Here is a 25,524-nt window from a genome sequence, read left to right as displayed (position 1 = left end):
CCCCGAGCAGCACGATCACCAGCGGCAGGTTGCCGCCCCTGCTGATCAGGTAAGGCTTGAGCACGTTGTCCACGCCACTGATGACGAAGGTGCCCCAAATACCCAGGAACACCGCCATGCCGTACTCACCCTGCCATACCAGCCAGGCGGTTGCGGGTATCCACGCCAGTGGCGGCCCCATGGGGATCAGGCTGAGCATGAAGGTGACCAGGCCCAGCACGATGGCCCCCGGCACACCGGCGATCAGGAAGCCGATCAAGGCCAGCAGTGCCTGTGCCGCCGCAGTACCGATCACCCCGTTGACCACCCGTTGCACGGTGCCCGCCACCAGCTCCAGATAATACTCGGCGCGCTCACCTACAAGGCGGTTCAGCAAACGCAGGACGAACGCCGCCAGGCGCGGGCCGTCACGATAGAAGAAGAACACGAAGACCAGGCTCAGCGTCAGCTCCAGCACACCACTGCCGATCTGCGCACTGCGTGCCAGCAACCAGTTGCCGACCTGGCCCAGGTGAGGCTTGACCGACGCGATCAGCGCGGCGCCCTGCTGGTCGAGAGACTGCCAGCCGCTGACCAGGCGTTCACCGACCAGGGGAATGCCGCCCAGCCACGCGGGGGCATCAGGCAAGCCATCGACCTGCACGTCGCGCACGAAGGCGGTGGCGTCCCGAACATGGTCGGCGAGGTTGAAGCCCAACCACACCAACGGCAAGGCCACGATGAGTATCCAGGCCGAGGTCAGCAGGCCTGCCGCCAGTGTTTCACGCCCACCCAGTGCGCGTGTCAGCAGGCGCATCAGCGGCCAGCTGGCAAACGCCAGGATAGCCCCCCACAACAACGCGGAAATGAAAGGAGCCATCACCCACAACGCAGCGCCGAGCAAGGTCAGCAGGATAATCTGGATCAGCAGGCGATCATTGTTGGCCATGGTGGCGCTCATTCAACGGATCAGTTCCAGGTGCAGGCCATCGGTGGGGGCATTGCCGACTTCGAGCCGGTTGCTGCGTACACCGGCCCTGACCAGCTGCTCGCGCCAGGCCTCAGCCTGGGGACCGCTGAGGCTTGCACGCAACGTGCTGTCCAGGTTCAGGCTGCGACCCAACAAGGTCACCCAGGAAGGTTGCGGCACAGCCAGGTCGGGGTAGTCGAGCTTGCCCGTGTCGCGCATTTCGCGCAGCACCGTAGCCGGCGTAGGCATCAGTTCACCCAGCGGGCTGCTGGCGACGAACTCTTCCACGTGCAGGTAGGCGCGGCGGTTGCCGCGGGTAACGCTGTAAAGCGCTACCAGGGTGTCTGCCTCTTTGGCGGAGCGGCGCAGGAGGATGAACGCCTGCTGCTCGTCACCGCCATTGAGCCGCGCGCTGCCGAATACCTCATTGCCCCACAGGCTGGCTTCGCCACAATCGCGGCCCTGACACCAGAACAATGGGTAACCGCCATCGCGCTGCAACGCTTCGCGGGCACTGGTGAAGGCTTCACGAGCCGTACGCTCGGCCGGCAGTTCGTAAGTGATGGAACTTACCTGCCCTCGGCTCTCGACCTTGTCGTCCACGCGCAGACGGCCGCTGATCTTGCGTAGCGGGCCCATTGGGTAGACCCGCTCCTGCTCGACTGCCGGGCGTTGTTCGACCACTTTGGCATCCACGGGCACGGGCAGGGCGCCGGCCCACAGCAGCGGGCTTACGAGCGCCAGGCAGGCGCCGGCAGTACGAATCATGACGGGCACGCTCATCGGCGACCCGCGCGGCGGCGAGCGCCGTAATGAAGCTCCAGGATGTCTGGCAGTTGCATGGTTGTCTCCCTGTTCAACCCGCCAAGCCTCGACACTTGTCCGGCTCAAGTCAAGCAAAGCCAAAGAAGCGATTGATACAGTCTGCGACAAGGGCCGCGCCGTGTTCATCGTTCAGGTGCAGATGATGGCCACCGGGCAGCACCTGCTGTTCAAAGGGTAGCTGTTGCAGCAGCTCAGCGTGGCGCGCCAGCATGCCGTCGGCCGCCACCACCAGACAGGCCGGGCAGTTCACCCGGCGCACGTAGGCCATGGCCTGGGCATGGCTCAAGCGCACCGGCGATGGCAACGTCAGGCGGCTGTCACTGCGCCAACTGTAACCGCCAGGCACCGGCATCAGGCCGCGCTGGGCGAGCAACTCGGCAGCGTCCCGGCTGACCGCGACCATGCCCTTCATGCGCGCCTGCACGCCCTCCTCCAGGGTCTTGTAGACCGACTTGCGTTTGCCATCCAGGCGCAACTGGGCTTGCAGCGCCAACCCCAGGCGCTCGCCGGCATCCGCTTCGGCGCCAGTCGGCGGGATGACGCCGTCGATCAGCGCCAGATGGCTGACCCGCTCTGGCAGGGCGGCGGCCAGCTGCACAGAAATGATCGCCCCCAGCGAATGCCCCAACAGGGCAAACCGTTGCCAGCCCAGTTGTTCGGCAACCCGCAGTACATCATGGGCGTAGTCGGCCAGCGCATAGCCGGCGCCTGGCGGGCGGTGCTGCGAGTAGCCATGCCCGGCAAGGTCCAGGGCGAGGATGCGCAGGCCTTTCAATTGCGGTGCGAGGCGGGCAAAACTGTTGGCATTGTCCAGCCAGCCATGCAGGGCGATCACCGGCCGGCCGTCTTCGGGGCCGAACAGGTGAGCAGCCAGCTCGATATGACCCAGGCTGAGGCGGATTTCCTCCACGTGGGCACTCATGCCTGGCCCCAGCGGTCGAACAGGCCTTTGATCAGGCTGGCAGTGTCTGTCGGCCGCTCCAGCGGGAACATGTGCCCACCGGGTACGCTGTGGTACTCGCCCTTGGGCATGCCGCGCACAGCCAGCGTGTGGTGGCGACGAATCACGTTGCTGCGCTCACCCCGCACCATCGCCAGTGGCACCTGAAGCTGCCGCGCAGGGGCCGGGCTTGCGTGAGGGATGCTGCGGTAGATGCTGATTTCGGTAGCCGGATCGAAGCGCAGGCGTACCCCCTGCTCCATGTCTTGCAGGCCATGCTCGAGGTAGGCTTCCAGGCAGTCGGGGTCGAAATGCCGGAACAGCTTTTTGCTGGCGAAATAGTCCCGTGCGCTGGCGCGGTCGCTGAACGCCTCGCGCCGCCCCAGCGTGCGGCCTGCAGGGGTGATGCGGTCAATGAAGCCAAAGCGCTTGGCGGTGCGCAGCAACCACTGATCGGCGCGGGTCAGCACCGGTGAGTCAAGCATGACCACACCGCGGTAGTAAGCAGGACACCGCAGGGCTGCATGCAGGTGCAGCACGCCACCCAGCGAGTGGCCGACACCCCACACCGGCTGATCCTGCCTGGCCAGGTGGTGTAAAAGCTCATCCACCAGGCTCTGCCAGTTCTCGTTCACCGGAAAGCGGGGGTCATGGGCATGCTGGGGCAGATGCTGCACCTGGTAATCCGGCGCCAAGGCCGCGAACAGCTTGCCGTAGGTGGCCGACGGAAAGCCGTTGGCATGGGCGAAGAAGATCTGCTGCGACATGGCACCTGGTCCGGTACGAGGATGATGGCCCATTGTCGGCATCCCGCGGGCGCTCGGCAACGTCCGTAAAGGTCATCGGCGAGGGCGATCAGGTCACCGGGCGCTGACGAAGCCGGGCTGCGAGTAATCGGCTGGGGCACGGCAACAGGCGCAAACGCCCGTTGCCGATCAATCAAGGCGCGTGCTGCAGGGCCTGCAGGGTCATCAGCCCCGCCAGCGGCCAGTCGCCTTCAAGCTGCGCCAGGCTGGCGGTGCTCAAAGGCGCAGGCTGTTGCGCGTGGCCATGCTCCAGCATGCCGACCAGCGCACCCACCAACGGCTGGTGGCTGACCAGCAATACGTGCTCAAGCCCCAGGCGTTCGAGTTCAGCGATCACCTCCTGCACGTTGCTGTCGGGCGTAAGCCAAGGCACGGTGCGCACCGGCTCGGCGAAACCGAGGGTGTCATGCACCAGGGCGGCCGTTTGTTGAGCACGCACGTAGGGGCTGGCAATGATGGCCTGCAGCGGCTGGCCGAGCAGATGCGCAGCACTGTGCAGCACCTGCTCGCGGCCGTGGGCAGTCAGGCGCCGCTCGGCGTCGGTGTTGGCCCTGGGCTCTGCCTCACCGTGGCGCAATACCCAAAGCTTCACAGTTTGGGCTCCTCATCGCGCACCGGGTGGGGTGCAGGGGCAACGGCATGCGGCGCTTCGCCTTCCGGCGCACGCGGTGTGGGCCAGTCTGCGAAAGGCCACGGCTTGCTGTCGGTATGGAAGGTGCCAAAGCGACCGATCTGCGCCAGGTACTGGCTCAGGCTGTCGCCGAAGTTCATCAGGCTGGCGCTCGGTGCGCCGTAGATCAGACGGTAGATGAGCTGCACCAGCACCAGGCCGCCGAGCAGCAGCTCGGCCAGTTGCCACACCACCAGAAACACCAGCATCCACAGCACGCGCAGGATGATCGACTCGCGCTGGGCGCGCTCAGGGGTATCGTTCATGTGTCGCTCCTTGTTCTGTTCAAAGCCGCTAAAGGCTCAGTTGAAACCGCTGATGGAAATGAAGTCGACGTCGGTCTTGGGCTCGGCGCGCATCAGGCGCTCGATCACCTGGTTCAGCGTGCGGCCTTCGAAGAGGATGGCATGCAGCCCTGCTACCAGCGGCATGTAGACCTGGACCTCTTCAGCCTTGGCCTTGAGCACCTTGAGGGTATTGACCCCTTCGGCCACCTCGCCCAGGCGACTGACCGCCTGCTCCAGCGTCAGGCCCTGGCCCAGGGCGTGACCGACCTGGTAGTTGCGGCTCTTGGGCGAAGAACAGGTGACGATCAGGTCGCCGACCCCGGCAAGGCCGAGGAAGGTCATGGGGTTGGCGCCCTGGCTCACGGCGAAACGGGTCATTTCGGCCAGCGCACGGGTAATCAGCATGCTCTTGGTGTTTTCGCCCATGCCCAGCGCCACGGCCATGCCAGCAATGATCGCATAGACGTTCTTCAGAGCCCCACCCAGCTCGACACCGAAGCGGTCGCTGCTGGCGTAGACCCGGAAGGTACTCCCGTGCAATACCGCCTGCACGCGCTGGCAGAGGTCTTCATCTTCACTGGCGACCACGGTAGCGGTGAGCGCATGCTCAGCGATCTCGCGGGCCAGGTTTGGCCCGGACAACACACCGATTCGCGCATCGGGCGCGATCTCTTCGAGGATCTGGCTCATCAGCTTGAAGCTCTGCGCTTCGATGCCTTTGGTCAGGCTGACCAGGCATTTGCCGCGCAGCAGCGCGGCATGCGGGGCCAAAACGCTGCGCAAGGCGCTGGAGGGCAGCGCGACGAAGATCAGGTCGCTGTAGTGCAACGTGGCCAGCAGGTCGTTGACCGGCTCGACGCCGTCATGCAGACGGATGCCTTTGAGGTAGCGCGGGTTCTCGCGATTGACGCGCATGGCCTCGGCCTGCTCAGGGTCACGCATCCATTGGCGTACCGGCACGCCGTTCTGCGCCAGCAGGTTCGCCACGGCGGTGCCGAAGCTGCCGCCTCCCAGAACTGCAACAGGTTGCTGTTCAGTCATATTCAATCCGTTAAAGCCATAAGTTAAGTGGCGACCGGGCCATTATACGGCAAGCTGCAAGCTGCAAGCTGCAAGACACAGCGCCCTCATTGGCCACAAGGTTTTCTTGTAGCTTGCAGCTTGCAGCCTGTGGCTGGCAAAACCCCCATGGTCAGTTAACATGCCTGTTTCAACTCTGATACAAGGCCGTATCGTGTTCCATGGCACGCCTCCCTACCCTCGCCTGTTGCTGCTGACTGCCTTGCTCGGCAGCCCGGCCGTGGCCGACGACCTGTTCATCGACAACGCCGACCTGCCACAGGTTCTGACCGCCACGCGGCTGAAACAATCCCCGGCCGCCGTGCCGGGCAGCATGACCGTGCTCGACAGCGAACTGATCCGTGCCAGCGGCGCCCGCGACATCCCCGAACTGCTGCGCCTGGTGCCGGGGATGATGATCGGCTACGGCGCCGGCAACCAGCCAACCGTCAATTACCACGGCACCAACGTCAACGAAGCCCGGCGCATGCAGGTGCTGATCGACGGCCGCTCGGTGTACCGTGCAGGCCTGGCCACGGTGGACTGGAGCGACATCCCGGTGGCGCTGGAGGACATCGAACGCATCGAGGTATTCCGCGGCCCCAACACCGTCAGCTACGGCGCCAATGCACTGATGGCGGTGGTCAACATTCTCACCCGCAATCCGGCGGACAGCCATGGCACGCGCATGAAGCTGACCCGCGGCCAGGATGGCATCGATGACTACTACCTCAGCCACGGCTTCGGCTGGGACGGCGGTGATCTGCGCCTGTCGGTGTCGGGCCAGAAAGATGACGGCTTCGATGAAAACCAGTTTGGCCAGGATTACCGCGACAGCCGCCGCCTGAACCGCTTCAACCTCAGCGTCAGCCATAGCCTCGCGACAAATCAGACCCTGGAATGGCAACTGGCAGCCAAAGAGGGCAGCAACCAGCGGCCCTATACCTACCAGCCCGTATTCCCCTTCGTCACCGAAAGCGGCAACAACGCCGACGTCAACGCCAAGGACTACGCAGGCTCCGTGCGCTGGAACATCGACTTCAACCCTGACCACAGCCTGTACGTGCAGGGCTCGGCCCAGCACTTCGACCGCCAGCAGGTCTGGCGCGCCTGCGATGCAGCGCTGTCGTTCAGCCCGGAACTGACCCGGCTGTGGCAGCTCAACCCGAATTTTGCCGAGCAGGTCGCCCGCGGCGCCAACAACCCGCCCAACAGCAGCAACCCCGAAGAGCAGGCGCTGGTCGATGCCATCAAGGACCAGTGGAACAACCAGGGCGGCAGCAACGTGGTGTGCGGCGATGTCGACCAAAGCACCCGTGAAACCCGCTACGACCTGGAAATCCAGGATACCCTGAGCCTGACCGACAACCTGCGCCTGCTCAGCGGCATGAACTACCGTTATGACCGCGCCGACTCACAGACGTATTTCGACGGAGGCCTGGACGATCAGACCTGGCGCCTCTTCGGCCAGTTGGAGTGGCGCGCGGACGATCATTGGATCCTGCAGGGCGGCGCGATGTTCGAAGACTCGCAACTGTCCGGCAGCTCGCTGTCCCCGCGCATGGCAGTCAACTACCTGATCACCCCGCGCCACGGCTTGCGTGCGGTGTACTCCGAGGCAGTGCGCTCGCCGGACATGTTCGAAAACAACGTCAACTGGAGCTACACGGTCAAGAACCTGACCCCTACTGCGTTCGGCCAGCAGAACGGCGAGTATTTCGTCAAAACCCGCGGCCCGGGCGACCTCGACCAGGAACGCATGCGTTCACGCGAGCTGGGCTACAACGGCCAGTTCACTGCTATCGACCTGAACATGGATGTGAAACTGTTCTACGACGAGATCACCGGAATGATCAGCGAGCCCCTGAGGAACAACCAGTACATCGCCAGTAACGCCAACAAGGCCCGATTCAGCGGCAGCGAGGCACAGCTGGACTGGCGCCCTACCCGGCGAGACCGCCTGCGTTTCACATATGCCTATGTCGATGCCTGGGCCAGCAACCCCGCCGACAGCGCCAACACCGCCCGCAACAGCGGCTCGGCGGGCTGGATGCGCGAATGGGGTGATGGCTGGTCCAGTGCGCTGTTCTACTACGGCGACGATGCACTTAACCAGTATCGCTACGAGCGCCTCGACCTGCGTCTGGCCAAACGCTTTCGGATCGAGGGCAGCACCCTTGAGCTGGCTGCGTTGTGGCAGCAACGCCTGGACGACGAGCCGACCACCACCCTCCAGAACCGCTATGACAGCCGTCACCGCCTGAGCGTCAGCGCGGAGCTGGAGTTCTGATGGCCCGCCTGCTGCGCCTGCTGGTGTTCTGCCTTTGGCCATTAGGCTCGCTGTCCGCCAGCGAAATCCTGTTGGTCGGTGGCGAGGAACAGCCCGGCATCCGCAGCTTTGTCGCGGCTCTCGAAGGCCGCCGCAACCAAGATCAGGTACGGTTTCAGACCGTCGCCGAACTGCCGCGCCCAGGCAAGCTCAAGGCCGACCTGCGCCTGGTGCTGCTTGACAGCGCCGCACTGGAGTGGCGCCTGGCCGAAAGCAAAGGGCCGGCGGCCCTGGCCATGCGCATCAGCCGCGTGCAGGCCGAGCAGCGCCTGGGAAAGTCGCGACCGGCGTACCTGACGCTGCTGTGGAGTGACCCGCCCCTGGCCCGCCAGTTGCGCCTGGCCCGCTACCTGTTGCCGCAGGCCCAACGCATCGGCGTGCTGTACGCAGAACACAGCCATTTTCTGCTTGATGAACTACGCCAGGCAGCCCGGCCACTGGGGCTGGAAATCGTCGCCCAGCAATGGCCGGACCAGCGCGACAGCCGGCCGCTGCTGGATCTGTTGGGCAATAGCGACGTGCTACTGGGCCTGGAAGACCCCGACCTTTACAACTCCAAGACCGCCAAGAACCTGCTGCTCAGCACCTACGGCCGGCAGATGGCGCTGATCGGCCCGAACGCCGGCTTTGTCCGCGCCGGTGCCCTGGCCAGTACCTACAGCGACCAGGAGGACTGGCTGGCGGTGCTCGACCAACTGCTCGACCGCCCGCCAGCGCAATGGCCGCGCAGCCTCTACCCCGCACGTTTCGGGGTCAGCGGCAACCAGCAGGTGGCTCGCGCCCTGGGCCTTGAACCGATCGATCCGAACGCCACTGCCAAGGTTTTGGCTGAAGGAGAACCCACCCCATGACTAGACGCCTGAGCTGGGATATCCACACCCGTACGCAGATCATAAGCCTGGGCCCTGCGCTGCTGCTGACATTGCTGCTGATCAGCTTCTTCACCTTCGTGCGCATCCAGGACTTGCGCCAAGAGCTCAACCATACCGGTCAGCTGATCGCCAATCAGTTGGCTCCAGCGTCCGAGTACGGTGTGATCTCGGGTAACGACGAAGTGCTCGAAGGCCTGATGCGCGCCACCCTGAGCATCCCCCACGTGCGCTTTCTGGAAGTGCAGGACAGCCGCAACCACATCCTGGTGTACGTCGAGCAGTCTGACGAGAGCGCTAACCGGGCACAACGCGTGGAGGTGTTCCAGGCGCCGATCCGGCTTCAGCAAATACGCCTGGACAACGACTTCCTGCAGCAGGGCAAAGCGCCGTCGCCGGCGATCGGGGATGATTATCTGGGGCGGGTGATCGTCGGCATGTCGGACGACGCCTTCAGCCAGCGTCAACAGGAGATCGTTATCAAGGCTGGCATCCTGGCGCTGTTCGCCCTGCTGTTCACCTTCCTGCTCGCACGGCGCCTGGCCATGAGCCTCGCAAAGCCGATCAGCGACATGGGCCATGCGGTCAAGGCCATCCAGCAAGGTGACTACAACACCCCGCTGCCGGTGGTCGACGACAGCGAGCTGGGCCACCTGGCACGCCACATCAACAACCTGGCCAGCGCACTGGAACAGGCCAGCGCCGAACAGAAGCAAGCCATTGCCCAGTTGATCCAGGCCCGCGAGGAGGCCGAGCAGGCCAACGGCGCCAAGTCGGAATTCCTCGCGATGATGAGCCACGAGCTGCGCACCCCCATGAATGGCGTGCTGGGCATGCTGCAACTGCTCGAAACCACCCAGTTGACCAGCGAGCAGGCCGAGTACACGGCGGTGGCCAGCGAATCCACCGGGCACTTGCTCAAGGTGATCAACGACATTCTCGATTTCTCACGGATCGAACGCACCACGCTGCAACTGGAGCATATTGACTTCAATCTCGGCGAGCTGATCGCCAGCAGCGTGCAGTCCTTCCAACACAGCGCACAGCAACGGGGCCTGGATCTGCAACTGCAATTACCGGCCCAGAGCGAGCGGCTGCAGGTGGTGGGCGACCCGACGCGCATCCGCCAGATCCTCCTCAACCTGGTCGGCAATGCCCTGAAGTTCACTGAACGCGGCCAGGTGCAGGTCGAAGCGCGTTGGCAGGCGCTCGATCGTCAGACGCTGTGGTTCACGTGCAGCGTGCGCGACACAGGCATCGGCATCGACAGCGAACGCCTGGAAATGATGTTCGTCGCCTTCCAGCAGGCCGACAGCTCGATTTCCCGGCGCTATGGCGGTACTGGCCTGGGGCTGTCCATCGCTCGTACCCTTGCTGAACGCATGGGCGGCAAGCTGCGTGGCGAAAGCCACGAAGGGCTGGGTTCGACCTTCACCCTGGAAATGCCGCTAGCCCTGGCGAGCTCTGCGCCTGCGACATTGCCCGGCGCGCTGGCGGCTCACACACCGCTCGCCAAAGGCGAACGGATCCTGCTGGTGGAGGACAACCCGGTCAATCAGAGCGTCATCGAAGCCATGTTGCGCAGCTTGGGGCTGGAGGTCAGCGTGGCCCATGACGGCATCCAGGCCGTGGAAAAGGTCAGCCAGCAGCACTTTGCTGCGATCCTGATGGACTGCCGCCTGCCGCAGGTCGATGGTTATGAAGCCACCCGACGCATACGCCTGCTACCCAACGGCGGCCAGTTGCCGATCATCGCCTTGACCGCCAACGCCCTGCAGGGTGACCGGGAACGTTGCATGGCCGCCGGCATGGACGATTACCTGAGCAAACCGTTGCGCCGCACTGACCTGCAGCAGGTGTTGCAACGCTGGTTACCCGGCCGGACAGCCGCGACTGGCGATAAATGCTAAAGTGCGGCAGTCTTAAGGACTGGACAGGACCTTCATCGGCCCTGAAAATAGACGTTTCAGTGCACACCTGTACTTCTTTCGCCAGGTGCGCTGTGACTTTCACCACAACGCAATAGTCTACCTGTAGGCTGCCGCCCGGACTGATGCCGGGTTGGCCGGGAAGATTCATCCCCTGCCACAGGGGGTTATTGAGGAGCTCGCATGACCAAACAACACGCCTTTACTCGGGAAGACCTGCTGCGCTGCAGTCGCGGTGAGCTGTTCGGCCCAGGTAATGCGCAACTGCCCGCGCCGAACATGCTGATGGTCGATCGCATCACCCATATCAGCGAAGAAGGCGGCAAGTACGGCAAAGGTGAATTGGTCGCCGAGCTGGATATCACCCCGGACCTGTGGTTCTTCGCCTGCCACTTCGAAGGCGACCCGGTAATGCCGGGCTGCCTGGGCCTTGACGCCATGTGGCAGCTGGTGGGCTTCTTCCTGGGCTGGCAGGGCCTGCCTGGCCGTGGCCGCGCCCTGGGCTCCGGTGAAGTGAAATTCTTTGGCCAGGTATTGCCTACCGCCAAGAAAGTCACCTACAACATTCACATCAAGCGCGTCCTGAAGGGCAAGCTGAACATGGCCATCGCCGATGGCTCGGTCAGCGTTGACGGCCGCGAGATCTACACTGCCGAAGCCCTGCGGGTCGGCGTGTTCACCTCCACTGACAATTTCTAAGGGTTATTCGCATGCGCCGCGTCGTTATCACTGGTCTGGGCATCGTATCGTGCCTGGGCAATGACAAAGCTACCGTCACCGAAAACCTGCGCAACAGCCGTCCGGGTATCCGTTATAACCCGGAATACAAGGAACAGGGGCTGCGTAGCCAGGTTTCCGGCTCCATCGACCTCAACCTCGAAGAACTGATCGACCGCAAGGTCTACCGCTTCGTCGGCCACGCTGCGGCGTATGCCTACCTGGCGATGCAGGACGCGATCAAGGACGCCGGCCTGACCGAAGAGCAGGTTTCCAACCCGCGTACCGGCCTGGTGGCTGGCTCCGGCGGCGCCTCGACCCTGAACCAGATGGAAGCGCTGGACACCCTGCGCGAGAAAGGCGTCAAGCGTGTCGGCCCCTACCGCGTCACCCGCACCATGGGCAGCACCGTTTCGGCGTGCCTGGCCACCCCGTTCAAGATCAAGGGCCTGAACTACTCGATCTCGTCGGCCTGTGCCACCTCGGCACACTGCATCGGCACCGCCCTGGAGCAGATCCAGTGGGGCAAGCAGGACATCGTCTTCGCCGGTGGCGGTGAAGAAGAGCACTGGAGCCAGTCGTTCCTGTTCGATGCCATGGGCGCCTTGTCGACCAAGCGCAACGATACTCCGGAACTGGCTTCGCGCGCTTACGACGCCGACCGTGATGGCTTCGTCATCGCTGGCGGTGGCGGCATGGTCGTGGTCGAGGAACTGGAACACGCCCTCGCCCGTGGCGCCAAGATCTACGCCGAAATCGTCGGCTACGGCGCGACGTCCGACGGCTACGACATGGTTGCCCCAAGCGGCGAAGGCGCCATTCGCTGCATGCAGCAGGCACTGGCCACTGTCGACACCCCGATCGACTACCTGAACACCCACGGCACCTCGACTCCGGTCGGCGACGTTGCCGAAATCAAAGGTGTTCGCGCCGTGTTCGGCGACAAGGCACCGAAGATCAGCTCGACCAAGAGCCTGTCGGGCCACTCGCTGGGTGCTGCTGGCGTCCACGAGGCGATCTACTGCCTGCTGATGATGGAGAACAACTTCATCGCCGGCTCCGCAAACATCGACGAACTGGACCCGGAAGTCGCTGACCTGCCGATCCTGCGCAAAACCGAAGAAAACGCCAAGATCGACACGGTCATGAGCAACAGCTTCGGCTTTGGCGGCACCAACGCCACCCTGGTGCTCAAGCGCTGGACTGGCAAGTAATGCCTTGATGCGGTAAATGAAAACGCCCCGACTGGTTCGGGGCGTTTTCTTTTGTGTTTGCCTGTGCCGCGTAGCGTTCGGGCAGACCGTCAGCGAGCCTTGGGCAAGACCTCCAGGAAGTTGTCCCGCGCCACCTGCTTCGCCACCCCTTCCGGCAAGGCATCCAGAAACGGCTTGAAGCTGTGCATCTGCTCCCCCACGCTGCCAAACTTGCCCACCACGTCAGACCCAAGCATGAACCGCTGCGCGAAGCGCTCGACCAGCGCCAGCCACTCCTTGCGCGGCACACCCTTGTCATCCAGCAGGTAGGGCTCGAGCACAGTCCACGACAAGTCGATGTAAAGGTTCGGGTAGTCGTTGAGCAGGCGCGTCAGCACCGGCAATAGAAAGTCCATCTGCGTCTGATGCCGATGAATCTCCATGCTCGTGCCCGCGTGCGCCCAGATGAACCGGGTATGCGGATGATTGCGCAGCGGTTCCTCGATCTCGGCCAGGTAAAGCGGGTTGCGCTCACGCTTGGAGGTGATGTTCGAATGCAGCAGTACCGGCATGTCGCGTTCGGCTGCCAGGTGATAGATACGGGTCATGGCCTCGTTGTTGGCGCGCGGCGTATCACCGCTGGTCAGCGCAGTAAGGTCGTCGTGCCGGGTAAATACTTCACCTATGCCCTGCCAGAGGCCAGGGTAGAGATCGAGCATGCGCTCGATATGGCTGACCGCATTCTTGTCTACCGGATTGAAACCGGTCAGGAAAGGATGAAAACGCTTGCGCTGCTCGGCCGGCAGCTTCTGCAGCGCCGCCGCCACGTAGGTATCGGTGGCGCTGTACCAGTAGGCGTCGGCATCGTCACCGGCGTAATAGCGCGGCCGCTTGGGCTCATCCTCGTGCCATTTCTTGGCCACCGGAATGCCAGAAATCATCGAGTGGTCGACACCCGCTTGATCCATGGCCTTGATCAGGGCAGCCATACCCTCGGTCTCTTGAAAGAAGTCCACATAGTGCAGGTGGGCGTCACTGTAGCGGTAATCACGCGCCTGTGCCGCCTGGCACAACGTTGCGCTCAACAGCAGGCAGGCCAGCGCTCTGGCGATCATGGGCAGCATCCTTCTCTGTGTATGAACAGAGTAGACCTGGCGGCCAAGCCAGCGGTTCAGCCATGCACGGCAAACCGCTATGCTGGTGCTATTTCCCGCCGCCTGGAGCACAGCATGAGCAGCCCATTGGTGATCCGCCCGCGCGCCGAGTCGGTCGAGGGCCAACCGATCCTGCGCCCACTACCGTCGGCGCAGTGCCGCAGCGTCGGCCCGTTCGTGTTCTTCGACCACATGCTCGAGACCGACTATGCGCCGGGCCACGGCATGGATATTCGCCAGCACCCGCATATCGGCCTGTCGACGCTGACCTACCTGTTCGAAGGGGCGATCCTGCACAAGGACAGCCTGGGCTCGAATCAGCGCGTGTTGCCTGGCGATGTGAGCTGGATGACGGCCGGCAGCGGCGTGGCGCATGCCGAACGCACCCCGGCCGATGCGTTGGCGCACAGTTCGCGCCTGCATGGGCTGCAGGTGTGGCTGGCGTCGCCCCGCGCGCTCGAGCAAGGCGCACCGAGCTATAGCCATCACGCCGCGGCCAGCCTGCCAGTGAGCGATAACCTGGGGGTACGCATCTGCATGATTGCCGGTAGCGGTTTCTGCCTGGAATCGCCGGTGCCAGTCCTCTCCCCTACCCTTTACGCGCATGTGCAGATGCAATCGGCGACCACGCTGGTGGTACCTGATGAGCATGCGCAACGGGCGCTGTATCTGCTCGACGGCGAGCTGATGATGAATGATGAGGAAGTCGAGGCGTGCAGCTTGGTGGTGCTGCCTGAGGGCGAAGAGATTGACTTGTATGCCGAGGGTGAATGCCAGCTGGTATTGATCGGCGGCGAGCCACTGGATGGGCCACGGCGGATGAACTGGAATTTCGTGGCCAGTGATCCGCAACTGATCGAACACGCCCGGGCGAAATGGGCTGCCGGCGATTGGCCGGTGGTGCCGGGGGAGACTTCGCGGATCGAGCTACCGCGTTAAAGTGGGGCCGCTTTGCGGCCCCACTGCACCGTCAGCGCTGGAACACTTCAGTGAGCAAATTGTGCATCGAGCGGAACGCCCGCTCCGAGGTCCTGCGGTCATACTGCATCTTGCCCGGCACATTGGCATTCGGGTCGGTGAACGAGTGCACCGCGCCGCCATAGCTCAGCAGCTGCCAATCCACCTTGGCCGCATTCATCTCTTCCTCGAACGCCGGCAGCTGCTCCCTCGGCACCAGCGGGTCGGATGCGCCGTGCAGCACCAACACCGAGCCCTTGATGTGCTTGCCATCTTCAGGGTTCGGGGTATCCAGCGTGCCATGGAACGACACCGCAGCCTTCAGGTCTGCACCGGTACGGGCCAGCTCCAGGGCGCAGCAGCCGCCAAAGCAGAAGCCGAAGGTTGCCACCTTGCCAGGCTCCAGTAACGCCTTCGACTGTGCCAGCAGCTGCGCCAACGCCTCCTTCATGCGCTTGCGCAATTCGCCACGGTCATTCTTCAACGGCATCATCGCCGCCCCGGCTTCGTCAGCATTGGACGGACGCACCGATTGCCCGTACAGGTCGGCAATCAGCACCACATAGCCTTTTTCGGCCACTTCCTTGGCGATGCGCTCGGCACCTTCGCCAATGCCCATCCAATTCGGCGCCATCACCAGGCCCGGTCGCCCCAGCGCACCTGGCTCATACACCAGACGGCTTTCATAGGCCTTGCCGGACAGGTGATAAACCAGCGATTCGACGATTACCTTGCTCATCAAGCACTCCTTGGGCATTCACCATTAAAAAAGCCCGCCGAAGCGGGCTTATCGATGCATCAACTCAAGCAGACAGCTCGACCAACAGCTTGTTCAGACGACGAACGTACGCCGCCGGATCCTTCAAGCTGTCACCAGCCGCCAGGGCCGCCTGATCGAAGAGGATGTGCGACAGTTCGGCAAAGCGGTCTTCACTCTGCTCGTTGTCCAGCTTTTCAATCAGCGGATGAGTCGGGTTGAATTCGAAGATCGGCTTGGAGTCCGGCACCTTCTGCCCGCTGGCTTCGAGGATCTGGCGCATCTGCAGGCCCAGGTCCTGCTCACCGATGGCCAGGATTGCCGGCGAATCGGTCAGGCGGTGCGACACACGCACTTCGGCGACGCTCTCACCCAGCGCAGATTTCAGGCGCTCGACCAGGCCTTCTTTTTCCTTGGCGACTTCTTCCTGGGCCTTCTTGTCCTCTTCGGAGTCCAGCTTGCCCAGGTCCAGGTCGCCACGCGCGACATCGACGAAGGCCTTGCCGTCGAACTCGTTGAGGTAGCTCATCAGCCACTCGTCGATGCGATCGGTCAGCAGCAGCACTTCGATGCCCTTCTTGCGGAAGACTTCCAGGTGCGGGCTGTTCTTGACCTGCGCGTACGACTCGCCGGTGAGGTAGTAGACCTTGTCCTGGCCTTCCTTGGCGCGCGCCAGGTAATCGGCCAGGGAGACGCTCTGCTCGCCGCTCTCGTCATGGGTGGAGGCAAAGCGCAGCAAGCCGGCGATCTTCTCCTTGTTGGCGAAGTCTTCGGCCGGGCCTTCCTTCAGCACCTGACCAAAGTTCTTCCAGAAGCCCTTGTACTGCTCAGGCTCGTTCTTCGCCAGCTTCTCCAGCATGTCCAGCACACGCTTGGTCAGCGCAGTTTTCATCGAATCGATGATCGGATCCTTTTGCAGGATCTCGCGGGAGACGTTCAGGGACAGGTCATTGGAGTCGACCACCCCCTTGATGAAGCGCAGGTACAGCGGCAGGAACGACTCGGCCTGGTCCATGATGAACACGCGCTGCACATACAGCTTCAAGCCGCGCGGCGCTTCACGCTGGTACAGATCGAACGGCGCGCGGGCCGGCACGTACAGCAGCGAATTGTATTCGAGCTTGCCTTCGACCTTGTTGTGGCTCCAGGCCAGCGGGTTTTCGAAGTCATGGCCGATGTGCTTGTAGAACTCCTGGTATTCCTCGTCCTTGATTTCGGTACGCGGGCGGGTCCACAGGGCACTGGCGCGGTTGACGGTTTCCCATTCTTCGGCCGGCTGCTCTTCACCTTCGGCGGCCGCCTGCTCTTTGGGCAGCTGGATCGGCAGGGCAATATGATCGGAGTACTTCTTGACCACGTTACGCAGGCGCCAGCCATCGGCGAATTCCTGCTCGTCCTTCTTCAGGTGCAGGACGATACGGGTACCGCGCTGTGGTTTTTCGACGGTGGAAACTTCGAAGTCGCCCTCGCCCTTGGACGACCAGTGCACGCCCTCGGCAGCCGGCTGGCCGGCGCGACGGCTGAACACGTCGACCTTGTCGGCCACGATGAAGGCAGAGTAGAACCCCACACCGAACTGGCCGATCAGGTGCGAATCCTTCTTCTGGTCACCGGTGAGGTTCTTCATGAAGTCGGCCGTGCCGGACTTGGCGATGGTACCCAGGTGAGTGATCACATCTTCGCGGCTCATGCCGATGCCGTTGTCCTCGAGGGTCACGGTACCGGCGTCCTTGTCGAAACTCAGGCGGATTTTCAGGTCGGCGTCGTTTTCGAACAGCTCTGGCTTGGCCAGGGCTTCGAAACGCAGCTTGTCGGCGGCGTCGGAAGCGTTGGAAATCAGCTCACGCAGGAAGATTTCCTTGTTCGAGTACAGCGAGTGAATCATGAGGTGCAGCAGCTGCTTTACCTCGGTCTGGAAGCCCAGGGTTTCCTTTTGTGTTTCCACACTCATGGTCTTCAAAACTCCGATCTGATGGCAGTGGGCGCCGGCAGCCGAATCGGCATGCATTAACGGCGGATGTCATGCAGATGGGGGCAGCCCCGACGATTTCAAGGGCTTTTGGGGCTCAATCTTGAAATGCGCACGGGCAGTGGCGATCGGCGATTGTCGATCGCCCTGCCAGGCGGTGATCGCCACATTGGTCACCCGCCGGCCTTGGCGCCAGAGCTGGCACTGCGCGTAAGTGTCGCGAAAGAGCCCGGCGCGCAGGTAGTCGATGGAAAAATCGATGATCTTGGGGATGCTGGCGCTCTCGCTGTAGATCAGCAGATACAAGGCGGCAGAAAGCTCCATGAACCCAGCAATCACACCGCCATGGATGGCCGGCAGCAACGGGTTGCCGATGTTGTCCGGGCTGGCCGGCAAGCGGAACAGCAGGTCATCGCCCTGGCGCTCACAGGTGATGCCGATCAGGCTGGCGTAGGGTATCAACGCCAGCAATGGCTGGTAATCGCCCACGGCATGCGCCGCGTTGAGCTGTCGACGTACGTCTTGTGGAATCATGCCCCGCCCTCCTTCAGCCCCTTGCCGAACCGGATGCCGCCCTTGACCTCCTGCCCCAGGCGCATGAAGGTACCGACAACCTGGCAGATCGGCTGGGCGGGGCCGTCCTGATAGGCCATCCCACGGGTGAAAATCACGTCTCGGGTGACCCGATAGCACTGGGCATGACCATAGATGGGCTTTCCCGCCTCTGCCGGATGCATGTAGTCGATACGAAGGTCCAGCGTTGGACATACTTCAAAGCTCGGCAGCACGCAAAGGGTGGCCATCCCGCAGGTGGTGTCCATCAGCGTGGTCAGGGCACCACCATGCACTGCGCCGGTCTGCGGGTTGCCGACGATGGCTGGCGACCAGGGCAAGAGCAGCGTCATGCCATCGGCGTCCGCATGCTCCACGCGCATTTGCAACACTTGACAATGTTTCAGTGCCGACAAGAAACGCTCGGCCATGGCCATCAAGCTTGAATCGGTCATCGGTACACTCCTCTTCACAGCCACTGGCGCCTGCGACATCTGCATAAGTGTGATAAAAAGTCTATCCGCGATGCGGTGTTATATATCTGTAACTGATACGGAACTATTGCCGCATGGCCGAACTCGAAGGAACAAGTCACTTATTCCACCAAGGAGAAACACCCAATGCGTAAACCATTTGCTTTTGCTCTGATGCTGGCTGCTGCCATGGGCCTGGCTGCTTGCGATAAAGCGAGCGAAGACAAAGCCCAAGACGCACAGGAACATGCCGAGCAAGCCCAGGAAAAAATGGGCGAAGCTCAGGATAAAATGAACGACGCCGCCGAGGAAAACGCCGAAGCTGCCAAAGATCAGGCTGAAGCCGAGCAGAAGGCTGCTGAAGAAGCCGCTCCGGCAACTCCGGCTACTGCACCGGCTGAGCCTGCCAAGCAGTAATCGCGACGCACAAAAAAACCCGACATTGTCGGGTTTTTTGTGCCTGCCAGTTATAGGTTAAACGTTTCACGTGTTTGTACCGAGGCCTTCCTTGCTGGTCTCGGTAGGCGCACTTTCCGTTGGCGTGAACACCATCACTTCCAGCACATCGGAGTGGAACTCCCGGCGATACAGGATCAATACCACTCCTACACTCACGACCATGAACAACCACGGGCTGATGAACCAGGTGAGCATGGCCATGCCGAAGTAATAAGACCGCAAGCCAAAGTTGAACTGATTGGCCGCCAGCGACAACACCCTCGCCGCCCGCGAAGCGAAAGCCTTGCGCTCAAGCTCACTGACCAGCCGCTCGCCTATCATGGGCGCAGACCCCACCAGCACTGCTGCGAAGTTGTACTGGCGCATGCACCAGCTGAACGTAAAGAACGCATAGACGAAAACCATCGCCAGGCAAAGCAGCTTGATTTCCGACATGCCTTGCGAGGCCTGCTGCACCAGAGGCAGGTCGGCCAGCAGCGACAGGGCGCGGTCAGTGGCCCCCAGAACAGTCAGGATGCCGGCCAGAATGATCAGGGTACTGGAGGCAAAGAACGACGCGTTGCGCTCCAGATTGCCAATTACACTGGCATCGGCGATGCGGTTGTCGCGCAGCAGCATGCGGCGCATCCAGTCTTCCCGGTACAGATGCAGCACACTGGCCAAGCAGGCAGTGTCGCGGCCCTTCCAGATGGCATAGCGGGTATAGCCGCCCCAGCAAAGGGCGAACCAGCAGAGGGCCAACACGTTGTGAAGGTTGCTTTGGATGAAATTCATGCAGTTTTCCCGAAGGCCAGGGCAGACAAGGATAGGGACCGCATTTCGACGCTTGCAAGCACGCAAAGGCACATAGGCGCAATAAAAAACCCCGCACCCTTGTGGGTGCGGGGTTTGGTGTATCGGCCTTCGCGGGCACCCTACGGCTTGTGGCCGGTGCCAACGGCAGGCGTCAACCTATCAGGCCAGCGCTTCGCGCGGCTTGCCAAGCATGCGGTCGCACGCCACAGCCGCCATCAGTGTCACCACCGACGGCACCAGCCAGGCCAGGCCCTGATCGCTCAGCGGCAGGTGGGCCATGAAGTCCGGCAGCACGTGGGCAATGCTGCTGCCCTTGATCGCGTCAACCATGCCGAACAACAGCGATACAAGCATGACCGGCGCCAGGATACGTGTTGGCGAATTCCACAGGTCTTTGACGAAGCTCAGGCCTACCACCACGATGCACGGTGGGTAGATGGCGGTCAGCACCGGGATCGAGAACATGATCAGCTTGGTCAGGCCCAGGTTGGAAATCAGCAGCGAGAAGCCCGCCAGGATCACCACCAGTGCACGGTACGACAGCGGCAGGATCTGGCTGAAGTACTCGGCGCATGCGCAAGTCAGGCCTACGGCAGTCACCAGGCAGGCCAGCGCGATCAGTACCGCCAGGAAACCGCTGCCAAGCGAACCGAAGGTGTGCTGTACGTAGGCGTGCAATACCGCTGCACCGTTGGTGGCGCCAGCCGCGATATCATGGCTGCTGGCTCCCAGGCGGAACAGGCTGATGTAGACCAGCGCCAGGCCTACACCGGCAATCAGGCCGGCAATGATGGCATAGCGGGTGATCAGCTTCGGCGACTCGACACCCCGCGAACGGATGGCATTGACGATCACGATACCGAAGACCAGCGCACCCAGGGTGTCCATGGTCAGGTAGCCATCGGAGAAGCCTTTGGAGAAGGCCGCAGCTGCATAGGCAGGCTGTGCCTCACCAATGGTGCCGGCCGGCAGCGCGAACGCCGCGATACCAAGTACCGCCAGGGCGATAATCTTCAGCGGCGCGAGGAAACGGCCCACGGTATCGAGCAACTTGCCCGGGTACATGGACACCGCCAGTACCACGATGAAGTACACCAGGCTGTAGAGGAACAACGCCAACGGGCTTTCGCCGGTGAGCGGTGCCACACCCACTTCGAACGACACGGTCGCGGTGCGCGGAGTTGCGAACAGCGGGCCGACCGACAGGTAGCATACCGCCGCCAACAGGCCACCGAAGAACTTGCCGATCGGGCTGCTGAGCGCATCCATGCCACCACCGACCTTGGCCAGTGCGACCACGGTGATAACCGGCAGGCCCACAGCCGTAACCAGGAAGCCCAGAGCGGCCATCCAGACATGCGGCCCGGACTGCAGACCGACGATGGGCGGGAAGATGATATTGCCAGCGCCCACAAAAAGCGCAAACGTCATAAAGCCAAGCGCCAGGATATCCTGGCCTTTTAAAACTTTCATTTAGGGTAGTACCACACTGCTGAAATCGGGATTCGAGAAGGGATTTCCCCTTGAGTGAGGGAAATGCTGCCCGGCTTGATAGGCCAGACCCGTTTAGCGTGTCGTTCCCTTTTGGGGTACGGGCACAAAGTGAACGCGTAGATTAACCGTTTTACCCGCTAAACGCACTGGCACAGTGCTGCTTGTCCGATGTGCGTACATGTTTGTCGTCTGGTTGACCGTGTTCGACGACAGTTTATTGCTGATTCGAGCGGATGTCTGGTTGAAAATCCTGATCAGGGTGATCGAGCTTTCCGAAGGTGGGGGCGCAGCCTTCACAGCCGCACAACGACAAAGGCCACCCGAAGGTGGCCTTTGTGCGCGTGGGGGTACTACATATTACTTTGTGTTACTTACTTCTTGGCTTCCCAGCCAGTCAGCTCGGCCAGGGCCTTGCCGATGTCAGCCAGGGAACGCACGGTCTTCACACCAGCGTCCTGCAGGGCGGCGAACTTCTCGTCCGCAGTGCCCTTGCCGCCGGAAATGATGGCGCCAGCGTGGCCCATGCGCTTGCCCGCAGGTGCAGTAACACCAGCGATGTAGGAAACGACTGGCTTGGTCACGTGGGCCTTGATGTAGGCCGCGGCTTCTTCTTCAGCCGAACCGCCGATCTCACCGATCATGACGATCGCTTCGGTCTTCGGGTCTTCCTGGAACAGCTTCAGGATGTCGATGAAGTTCGAGCCCGGGATCGGGTCACCGCCGATGCCGACGCAGGTCGACTGGCCGAAGCCGGCGTCGGTGGTCTGCTTCACAGCTTCGTAGGTCAGGGTGCCGGAGCGCGAAACGATACCGACCTTGCCTGGCAAGTGGATGTGGCCTGGCATGATGCCGATCTTGCACTCGCCCGGGGTGATGACACCTGGGCAGTTAGGGCCGATCAGGGTCACGCCCAGCTCGTCGCACTTGACCTTGGCATCCAGCATGTCCAGGGTAGGAATGCCTTCGGTGATGCAGACGATCAGCTTGATACCGCCGAAGGCAGCTTCCAGGATCGAGTCTTTGCAGAACGGAGCCGGAACGTAGATCACCGAAGCGTCAGCGCCGGTAGCTTCCACGGCTTCCTTGACGGTGTTGAACACCGGCAGGCCCAGGTGGGTGGTGCCACCCTTGCCCGGGGTAACGCCGCCGACCATCTTGGTGCCGTAGGCAATGGCCTGTTCGGAGTGGAAAGTACCCTGCGAGCCGGTGAAGCCCTGGCAGATGACTTTGGTGTCTTTATTGATCAGGACGCTCATTACTTGCCCTCCGCAGCTTTGACAACTTGTTGAGCAGCGTCGGTCAGGCTGGTTGCCGCAATGATGTTCAAACCGCTTTCTGCCAGTACTTTTGCGCCCAGTTCGGCGTTGTTGCCTTCAAGGCGAACGACTACCGGAACCTTGACGCCGACTTCCTTCACTGCACCGATGATGCCTTCGGCAATCATGTCGCAGCGAACGATGCCGCCGAAGATGTTGACCAGTACGGCCGCGACATTGCTGTCGGACAGAATGATCTTGAACGCTTCGGTAACGCGTTCTTTGGTAGCACCGCCGCCCACGTCGAGGAAGTTGGCTGGCTTGCCGCCGTGCAGGTTGACGATGTCCATGGTACCCATGGCCAGGCCGGCACCGTTGACCATGCAGCCGATGTTGCCTTCCAGGGCAACGTAGTTCAGTTCGAACTTGGCAGCGTGGGCTTCACGAGCGTCGTCCTGCGACGGGTCGTGGAAGGTCTTCAGCTTGGGCTGACGGTACATGGCGTTGGCGTCGATGTTGATCTTGGCATCGAGGCAGTGCAGGTCGCCATCGGCCTTGATCACCAGCGGGTTCACTTCCAGCAGGGCCAGATCGTGATCCTTGAACAGCTTGGCCAGGCCAACGAAGATCTTGGCGAACTGTTGAACCTGCTTGCCTTCCAGGCCCAGCTGGAATGCCAGTTCACGACCCTGGAACGGCTGAGCGCCGACCAGCGGGTCGATGGTAGCCTTGAGGATCTTCTCAGGCGTTTCGTGAGCGACTTTCTCGATGTCCACGCCACCTTCGGTGGACGCCATGAACACGATACGGCGGCTCGAACGATCCACTACAGCGCCCAGGTACAGCTCTTTGGCGATGTCAGTGCAGGATTCGACCAGAATCTTGGAGACGGGTTGACCGTTGGCATCAGTCTGGTAGGTCACCAGATTCTTGCCCAACCACTGTGCAGCGAACGCCTTGGCGTCTTCCTTGCTGCGAACCAGCTTGACGCCGCCCGCTTTACCGCGACCACCAGCGTGGACCTGGGCTTTGACAACCCACTCGGAACCGCCGATCTTGTCGCAGGCTTCTGCAGCTTGCTCAGGGGTATCGACAGCGAAACCCTTGGAAACTGGCAGGCCGTACTCAGCGAACAGCTGCTTACCCTGATACTCGTGAAGATTCATGCTTTTTACCGTCTTCGTTAGGTACTGCGCTTCGGCGCTGCGCCATTACTGGCGCCGCACCACCTGTGACCGTTGACCCCGGGTTTTCCCGTGTGATCCGGTCCGGCGGACGTTCCGCGGTGAGTCATGCACGCAAGACTCACGACGGGCAGCCCGCCGTGGTTTCTTATAATTAACGCTTCTTACGGTTGGCCACGTGAATGGCGCCGCCATTCACTGCCAGCGCTGCTTCATGCAACGCTTCGGACAGGGTTGGATGGCTGAAGACCATCATGCCCAGATCCTCGGCACTGGTGCCGAATTCCATTGCGATCGCGCCCTGCTGAACCAGTTCGGCAGCCGACGGGCCAATCACGTGTACACCCAGTACGCGGTCGGTCTTGGCATCGGCGATGACCTTGACGAAACCACCGGTGTCGTTGGCCGCCATCGCACGGCCGCTGGCCGCGAACGGGAAGGTGCCTACGTTAACCTCAACACCCTCGGCCTTCAAGGCTTGTTCGGTCTTGCCGACCCACGCGATTTCCGGGTGGGTGTAGATAACCGAAGGGATCAGGTCGTAGTTCATCTGGGCCTTGTGGCCCTTGATGCGCTCGACGACCATGATGCCCTCTTCCGAGGCCTTGTGCGCCAGCATCATGCCGCGGACAACGTCGCCGATGGCATAGACGCCCGGTACGCTGGTAGCGCAGTGGTCGTCAACGAAGATGTAGCCACGCTCGTCGATGTTCACGCCGCTGTCGGAGGCCAACAGGTCGGTGGTCACCGGGCGACGGCCGACCGCGACGATCAGCTTGTCGAAGGTGATCTTCTGCTCGCCTTCGGCGTTGGTGTAGGTCACTTCGACTTCGTTGCCGTTGACTTTCGAGCCGGTGACGCGAGCGCCCAGCTTGATGTCCAGGCCTTGCTTGGTCAGGGTCTTCTGGGCTTCTTTCGACACTGCGGTGTCAGCAGCCATCAGGAAGGTGTCCAGGGCTTCCAGGACGGTGACTTCAGCACCCAGGCGAGCCCACACCGAGCCCAGCTCCAGGCCGATCACGCCAGCACCGATCACGCCCAGACGCTTGGGAACCGATTGGAATTCCAGGGCGCCGGTGGAGTCGACGATGACGTTCTGGTCGACCGGAGCCGGCGGAATGTCGATCGGACGCGAGCCGGAGGCCAGGATCACGTTCTCGGCTTCGATGATTTCGGTGGTGCCATCAGCCTTGGTGACTTCGACTTTCTTGCCAGCCAGCAGTTTGCCGTGGCCCTGGATCGAAGTGACGCCATTGGCCTTGAACAGGGTGGCAACGCCACCGGTCAGGTTCTTGACGATGCCAGCCTTGCGACCAACCATCGCGGCCACGTCCATCTTCACTTCGCCAGTGGAGATGCCGTGGACGTTGAAGCTCTCTTTGGCTTCCTTGTACTTCCAGGAGCTGTCCAGCAGCGCCTTGGACGGAATGCAACCTACGTTCAGGCAGGTGCCACCCAGGGCCAGCTTGCCCTCGGCGTCGGTGTACTTCTCGATACAGGCAGTCTTCAGACCAAGTTGGGCAGCCTTGATGGCAGCCACATAACCGCCAGGACCTGCACCAATCACCACTACGTCGAATTTCTGGGTCATAAAAGATTCCTTTTTAGCTTCAAGCGGCAAGCTGCAAGCCGCAAGTCCAGCAGGCTTCGGCTTGAAGCTTGCGGCTTGCAGCTTACAGCTGCGCGATTAGATGTCCAGCAGCAGGCGGGACGGATCTTCCAGCAGGTTCTTGATGGTCACCAGGAAGGTTACCGCTTCCTTGCCGTCGATCAGGCGGTGATCGTACGACAGCGCCAGGTACATCATCGGGCGGATTACCACTTGGCCGTTGATGGCCATCGGACGCTGGATGATGTTGTGCATGCCGAGGATGGCGGCCTGCGGCGGGTTGACGATCGGGG

General features: G+C 62.1%; 25 protein-coding genes. 7 read left to right on the top strand and 18 right to left on the bottom strand.

Going from position 1 to position 25,524, the window contains the following annotated elements:
- The 7 genes from BLX42_RS05235 to BLX42_RS05205 all read right to left on the bottom strand — a co-directional run.
- Positions 1-928 (bottom strand): AI-2E family transporter (locus tag BLX42_RS05235; RefSeq protein WP_161871287.1); only part of this gene is annotated, 928 nt, incomplete at its 3' end.
- A gap of 12 nt (positions 929-940) precedes the next feature.
- A complete protein-coding gene (locus BLX42_RS05230; RefSeq protein WP_125924920.1) occupies positions 941-1,732 on the bottom strand; it encodes a DUF4892 domain-containing protein in 792 nt (263 codons plus the stop codon).
- 109 nt (positions 1,733-1,841) lie between these two features.
- On the bottom strand, positions 1,842-2,696 hold the full coding sequence (locus tag BLX42_RS05225; RefSeq protein WP_161871286.1) for an alpha/beta hydrolase: 855 nt from the start codon (positions 2,694-2,696) through the stop codon (positions 1,842-1,844).
- Positions 2,693-3,481, bottom strand: a complete 789-nt coding sequence (locus tag BLX42_RS05220; protein WP_115274289.1) for an alpha/beta fold hydrolase — start codon at positions 3,479-3,481, stop codon at positions 2,693-2,695. The genes BLX42_RS05225 and BLX42_RS05220 overlap by 4 nt, the downstream gene beginning before the upstream one ends.
- A gap of 172 nt (positions 3,482-3,653) precedes the next feature.
- Positions 3,654-4,112 carry a phosphohistidine phosphatase SixA gene (sixA, locus tag BLX42_RS05215; protein WP_046785236.1) on the bottom strand — a complete coding sequence of 153 codons (459 nt, stop codon included), beginning with the start codon at positions 4,110-4,112 and terminating at the stop codon, positions 3,654-3,656.
- Entirely contained in the window at positions 4,109-4,456 is a 348-nt protein-coding gene (locus tag BLX42_RS05210; protein ID WP_046785237.1) for a DUF4389 domain-containing protein, read from the bottom strand. Before BLX42_RS05210 ends, sixA begins: the two co-directional genes overlap by 4 nt.
- 36 nt (positions 4,457-4,492) lie before the next feature.
- Complete coding sequence (locus BLX42_RS05205; protein ID WP_046785238.1) at positions 4,493-5,518, bottom strand: NAD(P)H-dependent glycerol-3-phosphate dehydrogenase; 1,026 nt, start codon at positions 5,516-5,518, stop codon at positions 4,493-4,495.
- 160 nt (positions 5,519-5,678) lie between these two features.
- Between BLX42_RS05205 and BLX42_RS05200 the strand changes: the two genes are divergently transcribed.
- From BLX42_RS05200 to fabB, 5 genes are all read left to right on the top strand, one after another.
- Positions 5,679-7,826, top strand: a complete 2,148-nt coding sequence (locus BLX42_RS05200; protein ID WP_174142478.1) for a TonB-dependent siderophore receptor — start codon at positions 5,679-5,681, stop codon at positions 7,824-7,826.
- Positions 7,826-8,716 carry an ABC transporter substrate-binding protein gene (locus BLX42_RS05195; protein WP_161871285.1) on the top strand — a complete coding sequence of 297 codons (891 nt, stop codon included), beginning with the start codon at positions 7,826-7,828 and terminating at the stop codon, positions 8,714-8,716. Before BLX42_RS05200 ends, BLX42_RS05195 begins: the two co-directional genes overlap by 1 nt.
- Positions 8,713-10,644, top strand: a complete 1,932-nt coding sequence (locus tag BLX42_RS05190) for an ATP-binding protein (protein WP_161871284.1) — start codon at positions 8,713-8,715, stop codon at positions 10,642-10,644. The genes BLX42_RS05195 and BLX42_RS05190 overlap by 4 nt, the downstream gene beginning before the upstream one ends.
- A gap of 201 nt (positions 10,645-10,845) precedes the next feature.
- A complete protein-coding gene (gene fabA, locus BLX42_RS05185; RefSeq protein WP_012315334.1) occupies positions 10,846-11,361 on the top strand; it encodes a 3-hydroxyacyl-[acyl-carrier-protein] dehydratase FabA in 516 nt (171 codons plus the stop codon).
- Positions 11,362-11,372: 11 nt separating this feature from the next.
- On the top strand, positions 11,373-12,593 hold the full coding sequence (fabB, locus tag BLX42_RS05180; protein ID WP_012315335.1) for a beta-ketoacyl-ACP synthase I: 1,221 nt from the start codon (positions 11,373-11,375) through the stop codon (positions 12,591-12,593).
- 89 nt (positions 12,594-12,682) lie between these two features.
- On the opposite strand, the gene BLX42_RS05175 is transcribed toward fabB, so the two are convergent.
- Positions 12,683-13,687 carry an amidohydrolase family protein gene (locus BLX42_RS05175; protein ID WP_161871283.1) on the bottom strand — a complete coding sequence of 335 codons (1,005 nt, stop codon included), beginning with the start codon at positions 13,685-13,687 and terminating at the stop codon, positions 12,683-12,685.
- 114 nt (positions 13,688-13,801) lie between these two features.
- On the opposite strand from BLX42_RS05175, the gene BLX42_RS05170 reads away from it, so the two are divergent.
- Positions 13,802-14,665, top strand: a complete 864-nt coding sequence (locus BLX42_RS05170; RefSeq protein ID WP_161871282.1) for a pirin family protein — start codon at positions 13,802-13,804, stop codon at positions 14,663-14,665.
- A 31-nt stretch (positions 14,666-14,696) separates the two neighbouring features.
- On the opposite strand, the gene BLX42_RS05165 is transcribed toward BLX42_RS05170, so the two are convergent.
- From BLX42_RS05165 to BLX42_RS05150, 4 genes are all read right to left on the bottom strand, one after another.
- Positions 14,697-15,422, bottom strand: a complete 726-nt coding sequence (locus tag BLX42_RS05165; RefSeq protein WP_161871281.1) for a dienelactone hydrolase family protein — start codon at positions 15,420-15,422, stop codon at positions 14,697-14,699.
- A 64-nt stretch (positions 15,423-15,486) separates the two neighbouring features.
- Complete coding sequence (gene htpG, locus BLX42_RS05160; protein WP_046785421.1) at positions 15,487-17,391, bottom strand: molecular chaperone HtpG; 1,905 nt, start codon at positions 17,389-17,391, stop codon at positions 15,487-15,489.
- A 69-nt stretch (positions 17,392-17,460) separates the two neighbouring features.
- The gene (locus BLX42_RS05155) at positions 17,461-17,943 is read right to left on the bottom strand and encodes a PaaI family thioesterase (protein WP_115274283.1); all 483 of its coding nucleotides are present in this window, start codon (positions 17,941-17,943) and stop codon (positions 17,461-17,463) included.
- Positions 17,940-18,416, bottom strand: a complete 477-nt coding sequence (locus BLX42_RS05150) for a PaaI family thioesterase (RefSeq protein WP_161871280.1) — start codon at positions 18,414-18,416, stop codon at positions 17,940-17,942. Before BLX42_RS05150 ends, BLX42_RS05155 begins: the two co-directional genes overlap by 4 nt.
- 165 nt (positions 18,417-18,581) lie before the next feature.
- Here BLX42_RS05150 and BLX42_RS05145 point away from each other — a divergent pair, with 165 nt between their 5' ends.
- On the top strand, positions 18,582-18,851 hold the full coding sequence (locus tag BLX42_RS05145) for a hypothetical protein (RefSeq protein WP_012315342.1): 270 nt from the start codon (positions 18,582-18,584) through the stop codon (positions 18,849-18,851).
- Positions 18,852-18,917: 66 nt separating this feature from the next.
- On the opposite strand, the gene BLX42_RS05140 is transcribed toward BLX42_RS05145, so the two are convergent.
- The 6 genes from BLX42_RS05140 to BLX42_RS05115 form a co-directional block, all read right to left on the bottom strand.
- Entirely contained in the window at positions 18,918-19,667 is a 750-nt protein-coding gene (locus BLX42_RS05140) for a DUF599 domain-containing protein (RefSeq protein WP_119687484.1), read from the bottom strand.
- Between the two features lie 180 nt (positions 19,668-19,847).
- Positions 19,848-21,161, bottom strand: a complete 1,314-nt coding sequence (gene brnQ / locus BLX42_RS05135) for a branched-chain amino acid transport system II carrier protein (protein ID WP_046785248.1) — start codon at positions 21,159-21,161, stop codon at positions 19,848-19,850.
- A gap of 392 nt (positions 21,162-21,553) precedes the next feature.
- Positions 21,554-22,438: a succinate--CoA ligase subunit alpha gene (gene sucD, locus BLX42_RS05130; protein ID WP_003254203.1), complete on the bottom strand. Its 885-nt coding sequence runs from the start codon at positions 22,436-22,438 to the stop codon at positions 21,554-21,556.
- The gene (gene sucC, locus BLX42_RS05125; RefSeq protein WP_011534748.1) at positions 22,438-23,604 is read right to left on the bottom strand and encodes an ADP-forming succinate--CoA ligase subunit beta; all 1,167 of its coding nucleotides are present in this window, start codon (positions 23,602-23,604) and stop codon (positions 22,438-22,440) included. Before sucC ends, sucD begins: the two co-directional genes overlap by 1 nt.
- Before the next feature lie 172 nt (positions 23,605-23,776).
- Entirely contained in the window at positions 23,777-25,213 is a 1,437-nt protein-coding gene (gene lpdA / locus BLX42_RS05120) for a dihydrolipoyl dehydrogenase (protein WP_039602469.1), read from the bottom strand.
- A 96-nt stretch (positions 25,214-25,309) separates the two neighbouring features.
- A partial coding sequence (locus BLX42_RS05115) for a 2-oxo acid dehydrogenase subunit E2 (RefSeq protein WP_178110721.1) occupies positions 25,310-25,524 on the bottom strand: 215 nt, incomplete at its 5' end.

It is taken from the genome of Pseudomonas sp. SG-MS2 (genome assembly GCF_009933855.1).
Lineage (GTDB): Bacteria > Pseudomonadota > Gammaproteobacteria > Pseudomonadales > Pseudomonadaceae > Aquipseudomonas > Aquipseudomonas putida_E.
Note: the sequence above shows the minus strand (reverse complement) of the source record. Positions and strands in the feature narration are given on the sequence as shown.